General features: G+C 61.7%; 21 protein-coding genes and 1 tRNA gene. 10 read left to right on the top strand and 12 right to left on the bottom strand.

From position 1 onward, the window contains the following. The first annotated feature begins 258 nt into the window (after positions 1-258). Together C8J43_RS08255 and C8J43_RS08250 are read left to right on the top strand one after the other, a co-directional pair. Complete coding sequence (locus C8J43_RS08255) at positions 259-906, top strand: hypothetical protein (RefSeq protein ID WP_133030463.1); 648 nt, start codon at positions 259-261, stop codon at positions 904-906. Positions 907-987: 81 nt separating this feature from the next. Beyond that, positions 988-2,259, top strand: a complete 1,272-nt coding sequence (locus C8J43_RS08250) for a hypothetical protein (RefSeq protein ID WP_133030462.1) — start codon at positions 988-990, stop codon at positions 2,257-2,259. Between the two features lie 144 nt (positions 2,260-2,403). On the opposite strand, the gene C8J43_RS08245 is transcribed toward C8J43_RS08250, so the two are convergent. The 12 genes from C8J43_RS08245 to C8J43_RS08190 all read right to left on the bottom strand — a co-directional run bounded on the left by C8J43_RS08245 (position 2,404) and on the right by C8J43_RS08190 (position 14,724). Continuing rightward, a complete protein-coding gene (locus C8J43_RS08245; protein WP_133030461.1) occupies positions 2,404-2,715 on the bottom strand; it encodes a hypothetical protein in 312 nt (103 codons plus the stop codon). A 60-nt stretch (positions 2,716-2,775) separates the two neighbouring features. Next, on the bottom strand, positions 2,776-2,991 hold the full coding sequence (locus C8J43_RS08240; RefSeq protein WP_133030460.1) for an AbiV family abortive infection protein: 216 nt from the start codon (positions 2,989-2,991) through the stop codon (positions 2,776-2,778). 55 nt (positions 2,992-3,046) lie between these two features. After that, on the bottom strand, positions 3,047-4,645 hold the full coding sequence (locus tag C8J43_RS08235; protein WP_133030459.1) for a non-canonical purine NTP pyrophosphatase: 1,599 nt from the start codon (positions 4,643-4,645) through the stop codon (positions 3,047-3,049). Beyond that, positions 4,638-5,627, bottom strand: coding sequence for a beta-ribofuranosylaminobenzene 5'-phosphate synthase family protein (locus C8J43_RS08230; RefSeq protein ID WP_279388826.1), 990 nt, complete (start codon positions 5,625-5,627; stop codon positions 4,638-4,640). The genes C8J43_RS08235 and C8J43_RS08230 overlap by 8 nt, the downstream gene beginning before the upstream one ends. Next, complete coding sequence (locus tag C8J43_RS08225; RefSeq protein WP_133030457.1) at positions 5,611-6,321, bottom strand: hypothetical protein; 711 nt, start codon at positions 6,319-6,321, stop codon at positions 5,611-5,613. Before C8J43_RS08225 ends, C8J43_RS08230 begins: the two co-directional genes overlap by 17 nt. After that, complete coding sequence (locus C8J43_RS08220; RefSeq protein WP_165899572.1) at positions 6,318-7,496, bottom strand: DNA adenine methylase; 1,179 nt, start codon at positions 7,494-7,496, stop codon at positions 6,318-6,320. Before C8J43_RS08220 ends, C8J43_RS08225 begins: the two co-directional genes overlap by 4 nt. Positions 7,497-8,979: 1,483 nt before the next feature. Continuing rightward, a complete protein-coding gene (locus C8J43_RS08215; RefSeq protein ID WP_133030455.1) occupies positions 8,980-9,633 on the bottom strand; it encodes a hypothetical protein in 654 nt (217 codons plus the stop codon). Next, positions 9,630-10,481: a hypothetical protein gene (locus C8J43_RS08210; protein ID WP_133030454.1), complete on the bottom strand. Its 852-nt coding sequence runs from the start codon at positions 10,479-10,481 to the stop codon at positions 9,630-9,632. Before C8J43_RS08210 ends, C8J43_RS08215 begins: the two co-directional genes overlap by 4 nt. A 435-nt stretch (positions 10,482-10,916) precedes the next feature. Beyond that, positions 10,917-11,630, bottom strand: coding sequence for a hypothetical protein (locus C8J43_RS08205; protein WP_060526759.1), 714 nt, complete (start codon positions 11,628-11,630; stop codon positions 10,917-10,919). A 19-nt stretch (positions 11,631-11,649) separates the two neighbouring features. Then, a complete protein-coding gene (locus C8J43_RS08200) occupies positions 11,650-12,915 on the bottom strand; it encodes an integrase arm-type DNA-binding domain-containing protein (RefSeq protein ID WP_133030812.1) in 1,266 nt (421 codons plus the stop codon). Between the two features lie 158 nt (positions 12,916-13,073). Beyond that, positions 13,074-13,158 (bottom strand) — tRNA-Leu (locus C8J43_RS08195). Between the two features lie 57 nt (positions 13,159-13,215). Further along, positions 13,216-14,724: a YifB family Mg chelatase-like AAA ATPase gene (locus C8J43_RS08190; RefSeq protein WP_133030453.1), complete on the bottom strand. Its 1,509-nt coding sequence runs from the start codon at positions 14,722-14,724 to the stop codon at positions 13,216-13,218. A gap of 124 nt (positions 14,725-14,848) precedes the next feature. Here C8J43_RS08190 and C8J43_RS08185 point away from each other — a divergent pair, with 124 nt between their 5' ends. The 8 genes from C8J43_RS08185 to C8J43_RS08150 all read left to right on the top strand — a co-directional run bounded on the left by C8J43_RS08185 (position 14,849) and on the right by C8J43_RS08150 (position 21,314). Then, on the top strand, positions 14,849-15,151 hold the full coding sequence (locus tag C8J43_RS08185; protein WP_243645472.1) for a hypothetical protein: 303 nt from the start codon (positions 14,849-14,851) through the stop codon (positions 15,149-15,151). 87 nt (positions 15,152-15,238) lie between these two features. After that, positions 15,239-15,373 carry a 50S ribosomal protein L34 gene (gene rpmH / locus C8J43_RS08180; protein ID WP_031393806.1) on the top strand — a complete coding sequence of 45 codons (135 nt, stop codon included), beginning with the start codon at positions 15,239-15,241 and terminating at the stop codon, positions 15,371-15,373. Between the two features lie 56 nt (positions 15,374-15,429). After that, on the top strand, positions 15,430-15,786 hold the full coding sequence (gene rnpA, locus C8J43_RS08175) for a ribonuclease P protein component (RefSeq protein WP_243645471.1): 357 nt from the start codon (positions 15,430-15,432) through the stop codon (positions 15,784-15,786). A 204-nt stretch (positions 15,787-15,990) separates the two neighbouring features. Next, positions 15,991-16,248 carry a membrane protein insertion efficiency factor YidD gene (gene yidD, locus C8J43_RS08170; protein WP_133030451.1) on the top strand — a complete coding sequence of 86 codons (258 nt, stop codon included), beginning with the start codon at positions 15,991-15,993 and terminating at the stop codon, positions 16,246-16,248. After that, positions 16,245-17,951, top strand: a complete 1,707-nt coding sequence (yidC, locus tag C8J43_RS08165) for a membrane protein insertase YidC (RefSeq protein ID WP_133030450.1) — start codon at positions 16,245-16,247, stop codon at positions 17,949-17,951. The genes yidD and yidC overlap by 4 nt, the downstream gene beginning before the upstream one ends. 59 nt (positions 17,952-18,010) lie before the next feature. Next, the gene (yihA, locus tag C8J43_RS08160; RefSeq protein WP_056052878.1) at positions 18,011-18,628 is read left to right on the top strand and encodes a ribosome biogenesis GTP-binding protein YihA/YsxC; all 618 of its coding nucleotides are present in this window, start codon (positions 18,011-18,013) and stop codon (positions 18,626-18,628) included. A gap of 85 nt (positions 18,629-18,713) precedes the next feature. Continuing rightward, on the top strand, positions 18,714-20,147 hold the full coding sequence (locus C8J43_RS08155; protein WP_243645470.1) for a S41 family peptidase: 1,434 nt from the start codon (positions 18,714-18,716) through the stop codon (positions 20,145-20,147). 153 nt (positions 20,148-20,300) lie between these two features. Then, complete coding sequence (locus C8J43_RS08150) at positions 20,301-21,314, top strand: phosphatase PAP2 family protein (RefSeq protein WP_133030449.1); 1,014 nt, start codon at positions 20,301-20,303, stop codon at positions 21,312-21,314. Positions 21,315-21,323: the final 9 nt, after the last annotated feature.

The following is a 21,323-nucleotide window of genomic DNA, read 5'->3' as shown; positions in this document are numbered from 1 at the left end:
ACCGGGCAAGCCGCGTCCTATATTAATCGACGCCGCAAGCGTCGACCAGGCAAGCAGGTCGACAAGCGGACGGTCGTCAAGTGGGACGAAGCGGTCGTTCCCGGGGACGGTGGCGAACGGCCGTTCTACCATCTGTTCGTTTTTAATCTTCGTGGCCAGCGAAGTCCTCGCTCGAGACAGGCCGACGTTCCCTTGGTCGGTGTTGCGCGTTAGATTGGCAAGAAGGGGAACCGCGTGACTCACCACGAACTGGCGCTGATGCTCGCCGACATGGCGGGCTTGGAGACTAATTCGCTCCGCGAGGAGCAGCTTGATACGATTAGCCAAGGTCTGGCCCTCTGCGTCAGCATCGCTCGCAAGCAGATGTCAGATCATATCGGAATGTGCGATGCCCACCGGCGCGGTTTCGGTATCCTGCGCTTTAACGAGCAACGCTTCTACAGCGTCAAGCTAGGCAATTTCACGCGCGACAGATTGGGCGCGCTTGGCCTTAGCGGCGCGGTCCTTACGAGTGGCGGGACGCTCGCCGGGCTCGTCGCCGCCGGAGCGTTGCCTAGCTGGGCTGGCGCGGGTGCACTGGTGGCCATCATGCTCGCACTGACCGGCCGGGCGAAACCGCTGGTTACGTCTTTTGGGCTCGACGAAGCCGTCACGCTCGACTTGGCATGGCGCGAAGCGAAGCTCGAACATAACTTTCGGCTGGTCGAGGTCGATGCGCTCGTTGCGCGGATCGTCGACGTCGAAGCGACCTACGGCAATGCCGGTTTCAGCCCAGCGAAACTGACGAACGCGCTCAACAAACTCGAAGCGATCGGGATGATCAAGGGCGCCGGCATCAGGCGCTACCAACTGATCGAGCGCCTCATAATCTCCGACGCCGATCAGCTCGACCTGCAACCGGCATGAACTTCGACCAGCCTTCATTCCTGCGCAGCGTGCGCAGCGCAGGCGTCTTCCACTCATATGGCCAGCGTGGAGTTCCTTTCGATGACAGCGCCGGACGCTTCACGGGCCACCGGTGCTTCGGAGGGTGGGGCATTGTCAGACGCGCCTGAGACGCCCGACCAGTTTGCCGACCGCATCGCCCGAGGCTTTTGGCGCGGACCGCTCGACGACACCGACCCGATGGGCGTGCGCGATTTACTGGTCGAGCGGCAGGCGCGTTATGGCTATCCGCTCGATGCCGACGGCTTCGAGCAAAGCGGCGGCGGACAGGGCCTCATACAGCTCGTTGAGCGCTTCTACGGCGAATTATTGACGCATACGCCGACGGCATTTCAGCGCTTCTGCGCGGCGCATGTTAGTGTCCGCGGCGTACCCTCCTTCACAATCGAGGGCGCGGTCTACGCTTCCGGCCATGGCAGTTACGCCGTAATCGTCACGACCGCGTTCATGACTTTCCTCAACAAGATGAAGAAGCTGCTGTTCGCCGAAACAGACCCGAGCGTGGTTGAGTATTGCAACCGCATGCCTGCCGCCGATCTGACTCCCGACATTGTACGCGGTATGCGCGACGAGGTAGTCGAGGCCTTCAGGCATGGCGATCCCCGCGGCCCCTTACTGCTACTCGATCTAGACCGCGCTGCTGCGGTCACCGTCATGCTGGACATTCAGGAAGCCTTTCTCGTCGCCCATGAGATCGGTCATCTCCTGTCCGACTATCTACTGCGTTCGATGCTGGCCAATACACTCCATGAAAGTTTCGGATCAGCGGACCACCGAGCCGAATATTGCGCCGATATGATTGGATTCGCGCTTACCCTGCGGCGGTCGCTGACCGATACTCTCCTGGCGCCGGACCCAATTTGGAAGAGCCGCACCACCAGCGACAGCGCGCCCGGCATGACTCCGCAGACGACTGACAATATCAATTTTGTGCCGAAGCGCCAGACGCCGACGCACCGCGAAACGGTCCGGATTGCCTCGATCTGCGAGTTTTTCGAGATACTGGAGCTGGCATCGCCCGCAGCCTCGCCTTCCCACCCCGCGCCCGTCGACCGGGCAGCCAACCTACTCGCGACCTTCTACGGCGAGCATTTCGCGGCTCACTATAATGCGGTGCGCGCCGGCGAGGCGCGCTATGATTGGGCGTCGCAGTTCGCCAAAGGGGTGAAGCCGTCGGGCCTTGGGCGAACATGCATGGCCTTGCTAGCTAACGAGAAGGCGTTCGAGGAACTGGTCGAGCTGGCCGCCATCGACGGTCCGGACGCTCTGAAGACTCGTATTGCGTCATCAGCGCCATACGGTTCGGAAGTCTGACCACATCGACGGCAATTCTAATCGGTTACAGTAGGCAGCGAAAATCAACGCTGACTTCTCGAACGCATGCTAGGATTTTTGATCGCCCGTGATTTGAAAACTGAGCTGCTCCGCTTTCTCCTTTTTTATACCAAGATCCCTCATTCACTCGAAGGTCTGGACGGCGAGGGTACGCGCTTGCTTGGCTACTTCGACTGTGGCCGGTCGGCGCAAATGGACGTGGATATCGGCGGGGCTGGTCCCGCGCTCTTGCGCGGCGGCCAGTACTTGCTCTTCCACCGCCCGAAGGGCTGGCGTCGGCACGCTGAGGTCGATCGAACTTGGCTTGCGGAAAGCGCCATCAGGACCTTGATCGACATAAAGCGCGGCACTGCGCACGAATAGCCCGAAATCTAGCGGTGTCCTCGCAAGCTTCGCGAGATGGCCGTCTTGGTCCGTAGAAGCGGCGAGCATCATGAGCTGAACGAGCTGGGCCGACTTGGAGCCATGTAAGCGAAAGCGCTGCCAGAAACGTTTTCACTTTGACGCTGGACCCTCAATCAATCCTTTCGCGCAGATTTCCAGCACCGCGAACTTGCTGAGCTCCCTGCAGGCAGTGTGCAGCAAGGCATAGGCGCGCGCATGCCGCCCGTGCTCTGTTAGAATATCGGCTTCGGCGATAAGCTCGCGGGTGTTGTCGCGGCAGGCTATCATGCCGAGCGCCATCGCCTCGACCAAGACAAGTTTGCTCATAGTCTTTACTGACGAGCGAGGGAGAACAGCGGCGACGGCTTGGCCGCGGTGAATCTCATCGTAACTTCAAGAGTGCCTGAAGTGTCCGTATCGCCATCCCGTAACCAGTGTTCGAAAGCCGGTAGGTCCGGATGCCATTCTTAGTTGACGCTATTTCGTAGAAGGCGTAAAAGTTCTGATTAAAATAACGGCTGACATTGTCCTTGTGCTTTGGCCGAACCGACGGAAGCGCCTTGTTAATTAAACCGGCGATCTCAGTTGTGGTATAAAATTGACGAGCCTCGTCGCTCTCCCAGACGCACAGCAACGCGATCAGAACTGCTTCCTGCAATCCGACTTCGGTGACTTGGTCCAGCCTCGCAAGCCCGGTCGCAACGTCGATATCGATGCCTTGACTATTTTCTGCCAAAACATTGATGTCGCTCAGATAAGCCTCGAGACCCTGCTCGTTACCGATTGGCAAGGTGTCAGCAGCGTGTTCGATCGCATCAAGTCCCATTCTCCGCTGTTGCAGGTCGCGATGTCGAAAATCTTTTAGCGAGATGCCATCCCCAGGACGGCCGCGGCCTTTCAGGCGACGAAAGCGCACATCCTCACCCGCCCGAACGAAACGCCGGCTGAACGCTTTGCCCATGCTTTTCATCGCTCCCTCGAGGTAGGCGACCTCGTCCGGAGAACGAAAACCGGAAACGACGATCGGAGACTCCGGATGAAGACGCATGTATTCAACGATCTTCTCCGCTGCGATCGTCGGCTTCTCTACGAGAGCCATTTCGGCGAAGTCGCCAATCGCGGTCGGCCCCTGATAACCATGCCGATAATAGTAGGCCAAGTGCATGAAGTCGCTGGCTTCGATGTGGAGATACCCAAAGCCGCGAGCGAGGTGTTGGCTCGCGGTCGTCTTTCCAGAGCACGTATATCCGCACAATATGATATTTGTCCGCCGGTCGAGCGCTAGCTCGAACTGGGTCCGTGGGACAGAAAAATAAAAGCGCGCCTCCAGAAAATCGAATAATTGCTCGAGCGACTTTCGCCTGAAGTCTAGCCGGTCAGCAACTTCAATCGAAAGCGCACCCAGTGGCAGCGCCGCGCCGTCGGGAACGAACCATTTGTTGAACGAACGGTTGTCGAGCCACGGATAAACAAGATTTGCTGAGAATTTGTGCTCGACTTCGACGATCCTACCGGTCTGCTCTCCCGTGAACAGGACAAAGTCGCCTTTGAAACCCCAGCTCGATTTAAAGCTTTGCGGAACGTGCAGCAGTATATCGGATCGGACTAGCGCTCGACGATCGTTCCCGGCGTTGCGAAGCTTCTCGTCCAAGCTGGTGAACGCCTGATCTTCCATCCAGTATTTGACATCGACACCAGGAATTTCAGCGTCCAGGCTGCTTAGCGCTTCAATTCGAACCGACGTGTCTTCGAGGATGAAGGGATGGCTGGTTTCCGAATATCCAGCTTTTGCCAGCTGCTCTTTGGCACTCTCATAGCTCGCTTGCAGGATGGCGTCGCGCGTTGCCAGCCGAGGCTCCACATAATCGGCATGGTAAGTGCGTTGGCGAAACCCCTTGATCTGAATCTGACGTCCTTCGGCCACATAGCGGGCGTGGGCGAGCTTCGTCTGATTCGTCGTGAAGAAGGTCAGCTCACGCATTCAAGGATCTCAGCACACGCCCCCGATTGACCGGACGGACCTCTCTAACCTCACAATCTAGACTTTGCGCGACCTGCGATAAGCGCGCAACGTCTCCGGCATCGGCAAGGCAGAATAACAGCGGTCCCAAGCTCGACATGCCGACGCAGCGGGCGCCTGCGTCGAGCAGACCTTCGCTAATGGTTGCCAGTGCCACGCCATATTCGGCGCGCTCGGCCCCTTTCCAAGACGAAAGCTGCATCCTCTCGACGCCGCGACAAAATGCTGCAAAATCGACTTCAGCAGCCGCTGCATAAAGCTCGAATAGCGCGACGTAACTGGCTTTGTAGCTCGCGTACGCCGGAAGGGGCGTGGTTCGTGCGAAAAAAGCAATTTCATCGCCCTGCGTCTTCGATTGAAGGCGTTTCGGCAGGCATAGGAGGATAGGCCAATCGGGCATCCGCACCGAAGGCAGCGCGAGGGCTAACGGCGCTGTCCTCACCTGCGAGGACGGAGCAAAGGGACCACCGCTTTTCCGGCCGAGGTCGCAGACTAGTCCGCCATCGAAGTAGCTGTTCACGCCGATGCCGGACGTGCCACCACGACCCGATGATGCGACCAACACCGCTCGGTCCGCCTCTCTCCCATTTGCCAACGCGAAGGCTTCGAGCGCCGCCAATCGGATGGCAGTTGCCGAACCCATCCCAACATGCGTGCGCATCTCACCCTCCAACTGGATCGAGACACCGCCCCGCATGCAAAGGCGGTCGGCAAAAATAGTCAGGGCTGCGCGAAGTTGATCGAGCTCCGCCGCACCCATTGGCCATCGTCGATGATCTTCAACCGTGACGCTGGCTGCCGGCTTGCCGATGACGGTTGCCTGAGGCCCGTCTATCGCGAAGCCGATACCGCCGTTCATTCGCGGAGCGTCTGCATGCATCGACAAGAGACCGAGGTGCAGCCGGGGGTAGACGGCTATTTCTATGTCAGACAATGTTCGCACTGTCCCACAGACCCTCGAAATAGGCACTGTATTTCTGGCCGAACAGGGTGCGCGTCAGCACGTGAACTGCGGGCGCATGACGGCTCTTGTCTTCCTCGAAAATCGGCCCTGCGACCAAGTCGTCGTCGGCGATCACAAAGCTATGCCGGGCTTGATCGTCGAAGCGCCGCAGTTCAACGCGATTACCGACCGACGTCGTAAGCGCGGCAAGCGTCTTCATGGTCGCTGCCGTCGCATTCCTAACTTCTTGGCTCATATGTGTGTCAGTTGGAATGAGAAGCCGAATGCGAAGTTGTCGACGCCTGTTGAGCGCGTTGATTAGGATGGCGTCATCGTCATCCGGATCAAGAAAATCGCGAACGAACCGGTTGCATGACGCGCCGAGGACATCGACCTTGTAGCGGCTAGTTTTCAATAGCTTCCGATAATAGTCTTTATCGTGTCTGTTTGAGAGGAGTGCTTTAATTCCCATCCGATGGAACCGGTCGAGTTCAATGATTGGACGCAGCAGCGTGATGTAGGTGAACAGGTAAACAATCAAGCCGGTCAGCAGGCCACCGGCGAGTCCCAGCAGCTTCCCGTCTGCCGCATCGATTCTGTAATACCAATAGCCAATGCCGATTGTGATGACAGAGAGGACTATCGTGAGAATCATCCAAAGCGGAACGCGGAAGCGATCAATCTCGAAGTTCATTTGGGCAATCCGATTAACAAGAGCTCTCGCTTTTTTGTCTTGCTGAGCGCGTGGTTATGCGCGGCCGAGTGGACCGACACTTGGTCGAAACGAGACTCAAAATAAGCGAAAAGTTCGGCTTCGCTGGGGATAGCACCGGAAACATATGAAAGCGCCACGATCGAGCTTCGATGCGCATCGATAAAGCCAAACAATCGATCCTTAAATTTGGCCTTTCGGCTCCAGTCTGCAAACCAACTCGAGGGAGGTGCCAACCTTATGTCCGACGTCAGATCGATTGCCGTTGCCCAACTCTCGTAGCCGGCTAGGCCCTCGAGAAAATGATAACGACGCCAGTAATCGTCCCGGTTGTAGCGGTCTTCGCAATTGATGTAGGGTGGGTCCATGTATACCAGATCATAGCCTGGCCTGATGTCCGAGGCATCGCCCGCGGGAAGGATAATCGCAGGCTGGCGAGTTCCGATGTCCGCCTTGGCTAGCTCGTCAAATGCCTGCAGCGCATGGTGACCGAAGCTCCGCTCCCAAGTTGCCGCATTGCCGAAACTGCGTTCGACGCCGTCCTTCGTTCGAAGATTCAAATTTGCTCGGTGAAAGAGGTTGAACGGCCTCTTCTTAAGGCACGCCTGATAGATCAAATACCGCAGCAACGAACGCGCTGGCGGCGCAAGTTCCGCGCCACCAAGCATGGCGCTGAAGCCATCGAGCCACGCATTTTCTTCTGGTTTATAGAATATTCCTTCGAAGTAGCACGCAATGACCCCCGCAATCGGCTCAACAGCTGCCAGCGCTATTTCGACCTGAGATCGCGTAAGCGCGGGCTTGGATGAAAGGACAGTCCGTGCGACATCTTCATTAAAACGAAAGCCATCATGGTAGGTCACGTGCTTATTCATGGCTTGAAACAGTAAGGAGACCGATCCCGTCCCCCCGAACGCATCCAGAACCGTGTTGAACCGTAGCGCGCCGAAGTGGCCGTACATCCAGCGCAGAAGCTTGCGTTTACTGCCATAATACCGGGTGGTCGGAAATCGAGCGATCCGATCAATGACCGGAACGATTACGCTCAGCGACGCACTCTGTCGGTCGCAAGCCGCAAATGCGGACGCGGCTTGACCGACCCTACTGATAACCATTCCTCCCCAACCCGCCTTTTCATCGACGATGCGACCAATCATGCCGCTATACTCAGGTGGTATCGTGCAGCACGAAACAAGGAAAGAAGCGATTACCATCACGCTCGATTATCGAGCTCTGCCTTCAATACAAAGGTGACCTGCCGATATCGTATGAACTCGTCTGAGAGCGTGTGTCCGGCACGCTTTCACATAGATAACGGCTTTCGGGACCGCTGTGATTCATCCAAACTACTGAAGGTGAAGCACATAGCTGACAACCAATTGAGCGTGAACGAATGGCAAGTTTTGCCGATTTGGCGCTCGAAGAAATCTGAGCCGTAATTCACCCGACGAGGCGGCTGCGTGGCCCCCCGCCCCTCAGCCTGAACGAACGTCCGCTTACGCCGATCGCCGCCCGAAAGCGGACAGACCGTTATCCACCAATTTCGTCGGTTCAAAGTTGCACACCCTAATACGGCGAAAGAACCCCCGCCTCGCCCGTTAGCTTCCCATGTGCCTTTTGATGCAATCGGGGAATCTGATGCGCGGCGCGCATAATCACTTGGCCCCCACGCCGCCATGATTCATCCTCCGGTGATGCGAACCGATGCACCCGCAACCCCATTTAACACGCTTATCCCCCCGCCTCGCCCGCGTACTTTCTGTGTCGCAAAAGGTGCAATCCCAGACCGCCCGGAAGCCGGCCCATGTCCTAGGCCGCGCGGCGTTTAGAACTGGCGCGGCGTGGGTGCAGTTTGGTGCACTTCCGGGGGTGCCAGGTGCAGCCTGTGGGGAGTGGCAGTCGAGGGGCGTTTGGGAAGGCCCCGGCACCCAGCCGCACTGGCACCCCGGCCCCGCGTGTCGGATCGATCCCCTCACACCGGCCGCCCTGTCGTAGCCCGCCTCGTGGCTCTTTCGTCTCGTTACCCGAAATACGGCGCAAGAACCCCCGCCTCGCCTGCGAGCTTTTTAGGCGGCTTTGGATGCAGTCTGCGCATCTGCCGCAGACTCGCAGAAAACCACGCCTTTAGGGGCTGTTTCGAGCGCATCGGTTGGATGCAGATTGCTGCAGCTACAGGCTTATTCCGGAGAGCCGATGTCAGATCCCCCCGGAGCCGAATTTAGCTCTTCCATTTGCTTGTCGAGCGCGTCGGCAATTCACGCAACATCGGCGCTTATGCTGCGACAGATTAATCCTTGATCTCAACAAATTCAGCTTTTTTGTCCTTGGTTGAGACCGGGACTGTGATCGAGATGTACGGTTCACATTCCCGACCATCGACATCGAAGGTTGAGTACACCCTGAACTCGACCTCAAACGAAGCCGGCACTTCGGGTGTGCCAATCCTGTTAATGGTCGTGTTCCCTTGAACCTCTAACGTCGTCGGTACGGCGTCCTTACCGTTGATGAACTAGATCTTCCCGTTCGATACGAAGGCGGTCTTAAGCATCACGATGGCGACTGTCTTTAGGCGCGAGAGAATACCGCGGGACCATGTTGCGAACCAGTGCTGATCGGCATCTGGTGAGAATCCTTTGGGGGTCAGTCCGGAGTACCCTTGATCTGGCATACAAGCGTGGCATTACCACCACCTCTGTCGTCCAGATAAAGTTGCGCATAGGGGTTGCTAGCAAGTCCCCTACTGTAGTGGCGGATCTTGTACTTCTTGTAGGATTGAAAATCTATCTGCAGACGGGCGGCATTGACGGCCTGGTTCACGGTCACGCCGTTGTCGAAGACAGTGACGTACATCGCGTTCGCATCGCCGATCATGCCGTTTAACTCCACCGATCGGACAGGCAAGCCGAGAACGGTTAGGCCGGAGGGTGCCGCGATCTTGCCCCCCACGCTCTCAAGATCGCCGTCGCGCCCTTCCCGCGTGAAGCCGAGCGACTTGAGCAGCGTCACGTCGCGTGCGCGCTCGGCTCGCCCCGCCTCCGTCTTATGATAGGTCTGCACGGCAGTGGTGAGCTTCTCGTCGAAGTCGCACGATAGTGCCTTCACGTATTTCGCCGGCAGGTTCTTGCTGGCCACAGCCGACGTTCGGATCGTGTCCTTGCCCGGTTGCGAACTAGCCGCATCAGGGCTTGCCGCGTTGGTGGGAAGGTCCACGTCGGATCGATCCTTAGTTGAGCCACACGCGGTCAGCGCGATCAAGCACAGCAGGAAGGCCTTCATCGCCGGTGCGTCCTTCATCGAGAAAAGTTCACATCGACACCAAATTTGGTGCTTTTCGATAACCGATTGACCAGCCTTCTGACTTCGATCGCGGTCGGCCACAAATGTCTTGGCAAGAGGTTGCTGTTGGGGTTCGTACTCATCTCCGTCCTGAGATCCGAATTGCGGCGGCCAGACGTAACCCCGCCTTGCCGGTTGGCGGGGATGAAAGCGTCCGGCCGCTGAAGCAACAGGCCCTCGCGCCCGTCCGGCTTGAAATAGCCGACACCGGGGTGGCTGTATTCGTCGGGTAGCCCGATGCAGTGACCGAATTCATGACTGAATGTCCACGCCTGTTCGGTCGCCGCGATGTGCATCTCGATCCTGTGCGATTGAGTCCAGGCGCCTGACGTGACGAACGGCGGCCGGTCGGTCCTACCTGGGACCATGGGAAGATCGTTCTGTGTTGGGTACACGCACAAGACGTAGTCGGCGCTCGCCATCGACCGAGTCCATCTGATCCGAAACTCGACATCCAGGCTGCGTGAGACGTCGGTGGACCGTCCTCGCTCGTCCAGCACGAACAATATCAGTCTCAACCTGCGCTGGTTCCACAGCGACCGGACCTGATCAACCAGCGTATCCTTGGCTCTCTGCATCTCGCCCGCAGTCGAAGAAAAGCCGTAGCCAGATAAGGCGAAGAAGTTCAGAGTGACCAGAACCTTTCTTCTGGACGAAGCCATGACGCTTAGGCTGGCCTTATAACCGGGAGCTCGCTCGCCGATCCTGTTCGCGCCTGCCGTATCGGAGTAATTGTTGTAATATACGCCTGCGCTGTTGCTAGTATTTATCCGCCCCAGCGCATCCGGCCAGTGTTGGTCACTCATGCCGCTTTCCTAAATCCATGCCGCGTTTGGCATCTCCCCTACGTAGTCTAACTTACGCGACGCCGCATCGAAGTCCAGCGCCGCGCGACGACCACACCCCACCAATTCCGCGAAATGCGAATGGCCTGTTGGCAGTAAATCACGTTTGGCTTCTGGCACTTTGACAACCTCAATCGCGATGCCTCAGCCGCTACCCGGTCCCCTAACTGCTATGGCGCGCGCCCAGGCCAAACGCCCTCTAACCGAGGATATCCGCGAGCATGGACGTCCGCGGCTGAAATGGCACCGAATTTGCGCATCCTCCCCAGGATGCACGGGACGGCGCAAGCCGGCTCGCTCACCCGCGGTCGCTGGATGTTGAACCCGTCGGGTTAGGGGCCTCGGAGGCTTGGTGGAGCAGCAAATCTGCGCACGCCAACGGCGTTCCTTTTATATTTAACCTTGTAGGGTCGGGTTCTGACCACCCGGTGAATTCGCGTTACAAAGATCTACGCGACGGCCTAGCGAAGCGAGAGCTTTCGCGAGAGGGGACTCGTCGCCGGCACGGAACGCCGCCAGATCCTCGGCCGAGATCGTCGCCAGCATAGCCGCGGTTTCCTCTTCGTTGGCCTTCCTGCGGGTTACCTCGTCGTCTGGCATCGGCCCCTTGCCCATCATGCGGCGGACCATGTCGGCCGCTTCCTTTGGCAAGCCGAACCAATACGCGTTCGTCACCTGCTTCACCTGGGGACCGAAGGCGTCGGGATCCTCGATCGGTTCGAACCGCCGAATCCAGTTGAGGAAGCCATGCTCCTTCAGACGCGCGAGCGCCTTGACGATCGCGCCGCGCGAACGGCTTAGCCGCGTCGCCAACGTCGCGATGGCGGGTTCGAGCCTGCCCGTCTTGAAGTCGATCATTCGCATCAGCTCGCGCAGCACGTCTACGCCGATCGCGCCAAGCGGCCCGTTACGCTTGCCTGCGATCTTGTGCTTCCGGTCGTAGGTTTCCGCAGCACGCATGCGCGCGTTGCGTTCAGCCTTGTTGAACGGCCGCCAATACCGCTGCTCGCGCTCGCCTGCACGATAGCTGCTACGGCGGACCGGCTGCCCGGTCCGATGGCCCTTTGAGGCTTTGCCGCCGACGATCTTGAAGAGGGAGCGCGCGGTCATGCCACTGCTCCCTGACGGGTCAGGCGTGTTGCCGTAGCCCCGTCAGCAATGATTCTAGCGGTGCAAGGTCCTGCACCAGCATATCCGCCCATTCCTGCGCCAGCTCGCGCCGACGCGGCATGTATGCGGCACGGTTGTAAGCGGCCTCGACGCTGTTGCTCGGCACGTGTGCCAGCATGAGGTCGATGATCGCACGATCCCCTACCCTGCTCTCTACCCCTGCCAGTTCGTTCATAACGGTCGAGAAGGTCGATCGCCAACCGTGCGGGACGTGAAGTCCGGTAAACCCGGCCTCGCGATATGCCTTGCTCAACGTACTGTCGCTCAACGGGCGGCGCGGATGGCGCACGCTGCGAAAGATCAACGGCCCCTTCCCAGCGAACTCCATTGCGACCCTCACTGTGTCGACGGCCTGCCGGGAGAGCGGGACGATGAATTCGAAGGCTGCATCTTCCTTCTGGTCGATAACCAGTTTCATCTTGGCTGCCGGGATACGCCAGATCGGCTCCGGCCCGCCCAGTCCCTCGAATTCCTTTGGCTCGGCCATGCGCAACACGCCCGATCGCACGGCCGTCAGCGAAAGGAAGCGCGACGCGAGCTTGGTAAGCGGATGCGCCGGCTGTTCCTCGACCTTCCGCAGGACGATCCGTGCGGCTTCCACCGTCCGCACCGCGGGCTGTTTGCCCCGCTTGATCGGCGACAGCGCACGTTGCGCCACCCCGGCCGGATCCGCCGCCACGATGCCGCTGCCGATCGCTCGCGCGAACACCTCCGAAATCCGCTGCCGGATACGATGCGCCGTCTCGATCGCGCCGCGCTCCTCGACCGGACGTAGAACCTTCAGCACCAACGGCGTGGTGATCGCGTCGATCGGCAAGTGGCCGAGCTTCGGATACACGTCCTGCACGAAGCTGTTCTTCACGTTCTGCGCATACCGCTTGGAGCAGGTCGCTTCTTGGCTGACCAGCCAGTCCTCCGCGATCGTCTTGAACGTTGCGCCCACGCGAGCGACCTGCGCTGCCGCCTGTTGCACTTTGTGGATCGAGGGGTCGACCCCGTCCCGCAGTAGCTTGGCCGCGTTCTCCCGCATGGCGCGCGCGTGAAGCAAAGTCTTGTCCGGGTACGAACCGAAGACCAGGCGCTTCTCCCTGCCCCCGTATCGGAACTTCATGCGCCAGCTGCGATATCCGCTGGGCATGATGTATAAATATAAGCCGCCTGAGTCGCCGAGATTGTAAGCCTTGTCCTTCGACTTGGCCTTTTTGATGGCCGTGTCGGTCAGCATTCGGTGCCCCCACCCAAAGGAATTGGTGCCCCCAAAGTGCCCCCAAATGATAGTCGCTGCATGGTGACAGTGGGATGGAGTGGGACACCGCACAACCCTGTACCAACACCACAAACCGCCCCTTGCGGGACGGTTTGGGATGCGTTGGAATTCGTGGTTGGTGCCCCTGGCCGGAATCGAACCAGCATGCCTTGCGGCAACCGATTTTGAGTCGGTCGCGTCTACCAATTTCGCCACAGGGGCAGCGGCGGGTTGGCTAGACGAAGCTTTCGTCCGCCGCAAGCGGGTTTAGTTGCGCCTTTAGTTGCGGGGCGGCTGGCGGCGGTAGCTTAGCGCTTCGGCAATGTGGATGCGGCCGACTGTTTCGCTGCCGGCGAGATCGGCGATGGTGCGAGCGACCCGGAGGATGCGGGTGTAGCCGCGCGCGGTCAAACGCATCGCTTCGGCAGCCTGGGCGAGGAGTTTGCGACCGGCTTCGTCAGGCGTGGCAACAGAGTCGAGCAGCGCGCCATCCGCCTCTGCGTTCGTTCGAACCGGGTGGGCGCGGTAGCGCTCAGTCTGAATTGCGCGGGCGGCGGCGACACGAGCCGAAAACTCCGCCGAACCTTCGGTGGGCGGCGGGAGGATCAGGTCGGCGGCGCTGACCGCCTGGACGTCGATATGCAGATCGATTCGGTCCAGCAAAGGGCCGGAGACATTTGCCTGATAGTCCGCCGCGCACTTCGGCGCTCGCGCGCAGGCGAGGCTCGCGTCACCGAGATGCCCGCACCGGCACGGGTTCATCGCGGCGATCAATTGTACGCGGGCCGGGAACGTAACGTGCGCGTTGGCCCGAGCGACGCTGACCGTGCCGGTCTCCAGCGGCTGGCGCAGCGAATCGAGGACGGCGCGCTGGAACTCGGGGAGTTCATCGAGGAACAGGACGCCGAGATGCGCAAGGCTGACCTCGCCCGGCTTTACCTTCAGCCCGCCCCCGGTGAGTGCCGCCATCGATGCGGAATGGTGCGGCGCGCGGAAAGGCCGCGTGCGGGTCAGGCGTCCACCAGACAGCGTGCCCGCTACGGATTGCACCATCGACACCTCGAGCGCCTCGGCAGGGTCGAGCGGCGGCAGGATACCGGGGAGGCAGGAAGCCATCAGCGACTTGCCGGAACCCGGCGGGCCAACCATCAGCAGATTATGCGATCCGGCAGCAGCGATCTCCAGCGCGCGCTTGGCGGTCTCCTGCCCCTTCACCTGCCGCAGGTCTGGACCACGGTCGGACTGTTCCGCGATGCCGGGCTTGGGTGGGCTGAGCAGGCCGTGGCCCTTGAAGTGATTCAGCAGCGCCAGCAGGTCGGGCGCGGCGATCACCTCGATCTCGCCGGCCCACGCCGCCTCCGAGCCCTGCGCCGCGGGACAGACGAGCCCCTTACCCACTTCCGACGCGTGCAGCGCCGCGAGCAGCACGCCCGGCGACGCGGTGATCCGCGCATCGAGCCCGAGCTCCCCGACCACAACATAGTCCGCCAGCGCTTCGGCATCGACCACGCCCATCGCCGCGAGCAAAGCGAGCGCGATAGGAAGATCGAAATGCGATCCTTCTTTCGGGAGATCGGCGGGCGACAGGTTCACCGCAATGCGTTTCGGCGGCAGCGACAGTCCCATCCCGGCGATCGCACCCCGTACCCGCTCGCGACTTTCGCCGACCGCCTTATCGGCCAAGCCCACGACGTTGAACGCAGGAAGTCCTGGAATCAGTTGGACTTGCACCTCGACGGCGCGTGCTTCCAGCCCGAGATACGCCACCGTCGCTACGATCGCCGCCATGCCCGCTCCCCCGCGACACGACGTCACGCCTTATTCATACCCGATTTGCCATGTCTGCAAGGACGGGTCGCACCGATCGCCCCACCGTCTTGCCATCCTAATACACCGGACCCACATGCCTTCCGTGAAAGCAGTCCGCTCCCCCGTTCTCCGCTTCGGCCAGTTGCTGCTCGGAATACTGTTGATCCTGAGTGCGCCGATTCTCGCGCCGCTGCCGGGACCGGCGGGGATGTTCCTGTTCGCGGGTGGGATGGTGCTGGTGCTGCGCAATTCGCGCTGGGCGCGGCTGAAATGGGCGCGGCTGAAGCGGCGCTGGCCCAAGACCGGGCATTTCGTCGATCGGATGATGCGTCGGCAGAGCGCGATGCGCCGGCACGAGCGGGCGAAGGCGTTGAAAAGCTCGGCTGCCAAGGTCGGTGTGAATTGACTTACCGCCGCCCTTTCCGTAAGCGCCCAGCCATCAAGGCCGTCCCCGTGGCGGCCGTTTTCTATTTGATGACCTAGGGAATGACCAATGAAGCGGACCTTTCAGCCGAGCAACCTGGTACGCGCACGCCGTCACGGCTTCCGCGCACGGATGGCGACGGTCGGCGGCCGGGCAGTGATCCACGCACGCCGCGCCCGCGGTCGCAAGAAGCTGTCGGCCTAACCATTCTAGATAAGCGCCGCGATTTTCTCGCGGCGAACGCGGGGAAGCGCGCACCGATGCCGGGATTCGTCCTGCTCATGCGCCCCCGCGATGACGGTGATGCGACGATGCGAATCGGCTTCACCGTCACCAAGAAGATCGGCAACGCCGTCGTTCGGAACCGCATGAAACGGCGGTTGCGGGCGTTGGCGCGTGAGCTGTTGCCGGAGCGCGGCGTTGCTGGGGCCGATCACGTGTTGATCGGTCGTAACGGCGGCGTCGAGCGGGACTTCGCGCTGTTGCGGACCGAGCTCGGCAAGGCGTTTCGCAAGGTGACGCCGCAAGCTGCCGACACGTCAGCAGGTAAGGTGGCCACTCCCGCGAACACCACCACCCCGGCGAAGGCCGGGGCCCAGGTGGGAAAGCGCCTGTGATGCAGCACCGCCCTTCGTTAGCTACGCCCCCCAACTCGGCCCCGGCCTCCGCCGGGGTGGTAGCAGGCGTGGGACAGCGCGGTTGCGAGTTCCAACTTACCGTCACCCCCGCTTCCTTGTTCTCCCGCGAAGGCGGGAGCCCAGACTGGGTCCCCGCCTTCGCGGGGAAACAATCTTGCAGCGTGCGCGAGCGTCGGTTTTGACATGCTAGCCCGCCTCCTCATCCTCGTTTCCCGCGCATGGCAACTCGGCCCTTCGCTCGTCCTGCCGTCGAGTTGCCGCTACGATCCTTCGTGTTCCGCCTATGCAATCGAGGCCGTTGGGCGCTATGGCGCGCTCAAGGGGGGCTGGTTGGCGGCGAAGCGTATCGCGCGTTGCCATCCGTGGGGCGGGTACGGACCTGACCCGGTCCCTGACCCAGTCGCCGATAACGACAAGAAACTGAAAGACGCCGCCCTGTGAAAGACGACAAGCAGAATTTCGTGCTGTTCGCGGTGATCGCGGCGCTGATCCTGTTCGGATGGCCGATGATCCAGGGCAAGTTCTTCCCGACCGCGAATCCGCCGGTCACGAAGATCGAGAGCGGCAAGACCAAGGCCGTCGCCAATCCCGCCGCCGACCCGGCCGCGGACGGTGCCGCCGCAGTCCGCGATCGCGCCGCCGTGATCGCCGAAACGCCGCGCATCCGCATCGAAACCCCCCGCGTGTCCGGCTCGATCAACCTGAAGGGCGCGCGTATCGATGATCTCGTGCTCAAGGGCTATGACGAGACCGTCGCGAAGAACTCGCCGCCGATCCGCCTGCTCTCGCCCGCCGGCGCACCAGACGCGTATTTCGCAAGCTTCGGCTGGCGCGCGCAAGGCCTGACCCCGCCCGCCGCCGACGCGGTCTGGACGCCCTCGGGCGCGACCACGCTGACGCCGACCACGCCGGTCACGCTCGACGCGACCAACGCCACCGGGCAACGCTTCCGTATCCAGATCGCGGTCGACCAGGATTACATGTTCACGGTCCGCCAGACCGTCCTCAACGCCGGCACCGCGCCCGTCCCCGTCGCCACCTATGGCCTCGTCAACCGCGTCGGGATCTCGAAGGATCCGTCGTCGATGACGATCCATGTCGGGCCGATGTCGGTCGACAATGGCGGCGCGCATTACCGCCCGAACTACAAGGACATCGACGCCGCCGCGCAGAAGTTCACGACGACCGGCGGCTGGCTCGGCTTCACAGACAAATACTGGCTGACCGCGATCATCCCCGACCAGGGTCAGTCGTTCGACGGCCAGTTCCGCGCCGGCGCCAACAAGGCGTACCAGGCCGATTACGCGCTCCAGCCCAAGCAGCTCGCACCCGGCCAGGCGATCACGCAGACCTCGCGCTTCTTCGCGGGCGCCAAGGAAGTCCGGCTGCTCGATCGCTACACCGACAAGGAAGGCGTCGCGAAGCTCGACTACGCGATCGACTGGGGCTGGTTCCGGATCGTCGAGAAGCCGATCTTCTATTACTTGGACCTGTTGTTCCGCACGATCGGCAACTTCGGTGTCGCGATCATCCTGCTGACCGTGACGATCCGCGGCCTGTTGTTCCCGATCGCGCAGCGTCAGTTCAAGTCGATGGCCGCGATGCGCGCCGTCCAGCCCAAGGCCAAGGCGCTGCAGGAAAAGCACAAGGACGACAAGGTCCGGCTGCAGCAGGAGACGATGGCGCTCTACAAGGCCGAGGGCGTCAACCCGCTCGCCGGTTGTGCCCCGACGCTGCTGCAGATCCCGATCATGTACGCGCTGTACAAGGTGCTGATGCTGACGATCGAAATGCGTCATCAGCATTTCGTGCTGTGGATCAAGGATCTGTCCGCACCCGATCCGCTGACGCCGCTCAACCTGTTCGGCCTGCTCGCCTTCACGCCGCCGCACATGATCGCGATCGGCGTCGTGCCGATCATCCTCGGCATCAGCATGTACTTCCAGTTCAAGCTGAACCCGACGCCGATGGACGACACGCAGAAGCAGGTCTTCGCGCTGCTGCCATGGGTGCTGATGTTCGTGATGGCGCCGTTCGCGGTCGGCCTTCAGGTGTACTGGATCACGTCGAACTGCCTGACGATCATTCAGCAGAAGCTGCTCTACGCCCGCCATCCGGGCCTGAAAGTGCCGGTGACCAAGTGAACGACGTTCCCAACTTAGGTCCTGACCTTGAGCAGACCGACGCACCGTTCACCCCCGAGATGCTGGAGCATGCGCGCAAATTGTTTGCCGGGCATGTCGGCTTCCTGAAGTCGGCGCCGACGCTCGAGTTCCTGCCCGATGCATCGGTGCCGGAAGTGGCGTTCGCGGGTCGCTCGAACGTCGGCAAGTCGTCGCTGTTGAACGCGCTGACCGGTCGCAACTCGATGGCGCGCACTTCGAACACGCCGGGCCGCACGCAGGAGCTGAACTTCTTCGACGTCGGAGCGCCACTCGCGTTTCGCCTCGTCGACATGCCCGGCTACGGGTTTGCCAAGGCCCCCAAGGACGTCGTCAAGAAATGGCGTTTCCTGATCAACGACTTCCTGCGCGGGCGTGACGTGTTGAAGCGTGCGCTCGTGCTGATCGACTCACGCCACGGCATCAAGGACGTCGACCGCGAGATCCTCGAGATGCTCGACAAGGCCGCGGTCAGCTACCGCATGGTCCTGACCAAGGCGGACAAGATCAAGGCCTCGGAACTGGTCGAGGTCACCGAGCGCACGGCGATCGAGGCGCGGAAGCGCCCTGCCGCGCATCCCGACATCCTCGTGACGTCGAGCGAATACGGCATGGGCATCCCCGAACTCCGCGCCGCGGTGGTCGAAGCGGTCAGCTAAAAGAACGATTGCGGATCGATCGCCTGATTCCGCCTGACACCGTTCGTCAAACTCCGTAACGCCCCGTCAAAGGGGAGAATGCGGGATGCGTATGCGTGCAGGGGCGATGCTGGCGATGGCGGCTATGCTGTCGGGCTGTGGGGGTAGCGACAGCGGGTCGGTCTCGACGGGGGGCAGCACATCCGCAACTCCGACGCCAACCGCGACTGCGGGCTGCTCGTTACGGGAGCGCCAGGACTGGGCCGCCGCACAATTGCGCGAATGGTATCTCTTCCCGGACACGTTGCCCGCAACGCTGAGCCCCGCGGCGTACAGCACGGTCGACGATTACATCGATGCGTTGACCGCCACCGCGCGGGCGCAGCGCAAGGACCGGTATTTCACCTATCTGACGTCGATCAAGGAAGAGACCGCCTATTATACGTCGGGCTCGAGTGCGGGGTTCGGCATTCGGTTCGCGCTCGACCAGACCGGCCAGCGGCTGTTCGCGACCGAGTCGTTCGAGGGGGCGCCCGCACTCGCGGCCGGGATCGATCGCGGCACGGAGATCCTGGCGATCGGCACGACGGCGGCTAATCTGCGCACGGTCAGCGCGATCATCGCCGCCGAAGGCACCGCAGGACTGACCACGGCCTTGGGTCCCGACACCACCGGCACGGCGCGCGTGTTCCGCGTGTCCGATGCTGCGGGAGCCCGGAACGTGACGGTTGCCAAGGCCGACTTCACCTTGCTGCCGGTGTCGACGCGGTACGGCGCGAAGATCATCGACGATAACGGCCAACGCGTCGGCTACATCAACCTCCGCACGTTCATCTCGACCGCCGAACCCGCGCTGAAGGCTGCGTTCGCCGACTTCCGCGCCAAGGGCGTGACCAACGTCATCGTCGATCTGCGCTACAATGGCGGCGGGCTGGTCGGGACCGCCGAATATCTCGGCGACCTGCTGGGCGGCGGTCGATCGACGTCGGAAGTGTTCGACTACACGACGTTCCGCACCGAGAAGGCGTCGAACAACACGACGCGCTTTTTCGCACCCCAGCCCGAATCGATCGCCCCGACACGGATCGCGTTCATCGGCAGCGGGGGGACGGCGTCGGCGAGCGAACTCGTCATCAACGCCTTCACCCCCTATCTCCACGGCAATTCCGCGCTGATCGGCACTAACACCTACGGCAAGCCGGTCGGCCAGGTCGCGCTCGACAAACCGGCCTGCGACGATCGCCTCCGCGTGATCGCGTTCGCGACGCAGAATTCCGCGCGCAACGGCAATTACTTCGATGGTCTGGCGTCGACCGTCGAGGCGACCTGCCGAGCGGACGACGACATCGGCTATCCGCTCGGCGACTCGCGTGAAGCCTCCACGCGGCGCGCGCTCGACTTCCTCGCAGGCCGCACCTGCTCGGCGATCACCAGCGATGTCAGCGCGCAATCGGCACGGACCACCGCGAGCACGCGGAAGGACCTGCTGATCCCCGCCGCCCCGACCACCGCGCAACGGATGGTCCCCGGGTCGTTCTAACACGGGGGCGCATACCGGGGACGTCGCCCGCACAGCAACAGGCGACGTCCCGCCGGTGAACCGAGGTCCGCTCGATCCCGTTCAGCCAAGCGAAAGCCAGTCCGGCCGACGGGGGTCGCTTGTTCTTCCCGATGTGATACGCGTTCGCCGACCATGAGTGACGTTTCCATTACAGCCACCCGGCCGCGCGCCGCCGAGTACCGTACCACCGCGCCCGCGAACGCCAGCCTGCCCGACTACGGGTGGTGGGTCGGCGGCGGCATGATCCTCAGCCTGGCGCTGTTGACGGCGATGATGCGCATCGCCGGTCTCTCGATCGATCCGTACGACGCGGACAACATGCCGTTCTACGTCAGCGGCATTGGCCTGTTTGGCGTGCGCTTCGGCCTTCGCGACCGGCCCTGGCGCCATGCCCGCGCGGTCGCCGACTGCGCCGAATATTACGGTTTCTTCACGCTGCTGGCACTGATGGGCGCGGTCGCGAGCTATCCGGTCGCGGCGATGACCCACGGTTTCCACGACGCCGCGCTGCAGCGGATCGACGCGCTGCTGCAGTTCGACTGGCTCGCCTGGTATCGGCTCGTCGCGGCGACGCCGATCCTGCAATCGCTCGGTCTCGCCGCGTATCGCAGCATCTACCTGACGCCCGTCATCCTGTTCGCGACCTTCGCCATCACCGGAGACCGCGTTGCCGCGCACCGTTTTCTCGCAACGTTCTGGCTGACCGCGATCGGCACGCTGATCCTCTACGCGTTCATGCCGGCGATCGGTCCGTTCTCGTATCTGTGGCACGGCCCGATCGCCTATATGCCGGAGAGCGAGCAATGGCAGCAGGGGCTGATCCCGGCGCTCCGCGATCACAGCGTGCGCGTGGTCGATCTCGGTCACCTGCGCGGCATCGTGTCGGCGCCGAGCTTCCACGCTGCCGCCGCGACGCTCTACATCAACGCGGCATGGCGGTTGCCGCGGCTGCGTTGGCCGGTCGTCGCGCTCAACGCCGCTATGCTGCTGTCGACGCCGGTCGAAGGCACACATTATCTGATCGATATCATCCTCGGCACGGTCGTGGCGCTGGCCGCCATCGGTGTGCTCCACCGGATCATGCCGCGTGAACGCGCGGGTGTCGCGGCTATGCCCGACGTTGCCCCCGCCCGCCGACGCGGCTAGCACCGCTGC

This window comes from Sphingomonas sp. PP-CE-1G-424 (assembly GCF_004341085.1).
Taxonomy (GTDB): Bacteria; Pseudomonadota; Alphaproteobacteria; order Sphingomonadales; family Sphingomonadaceae; genus Sphingomonas.
This window is presented reverse-complemented; position numbering and strand designations above follow the sequence as displayed.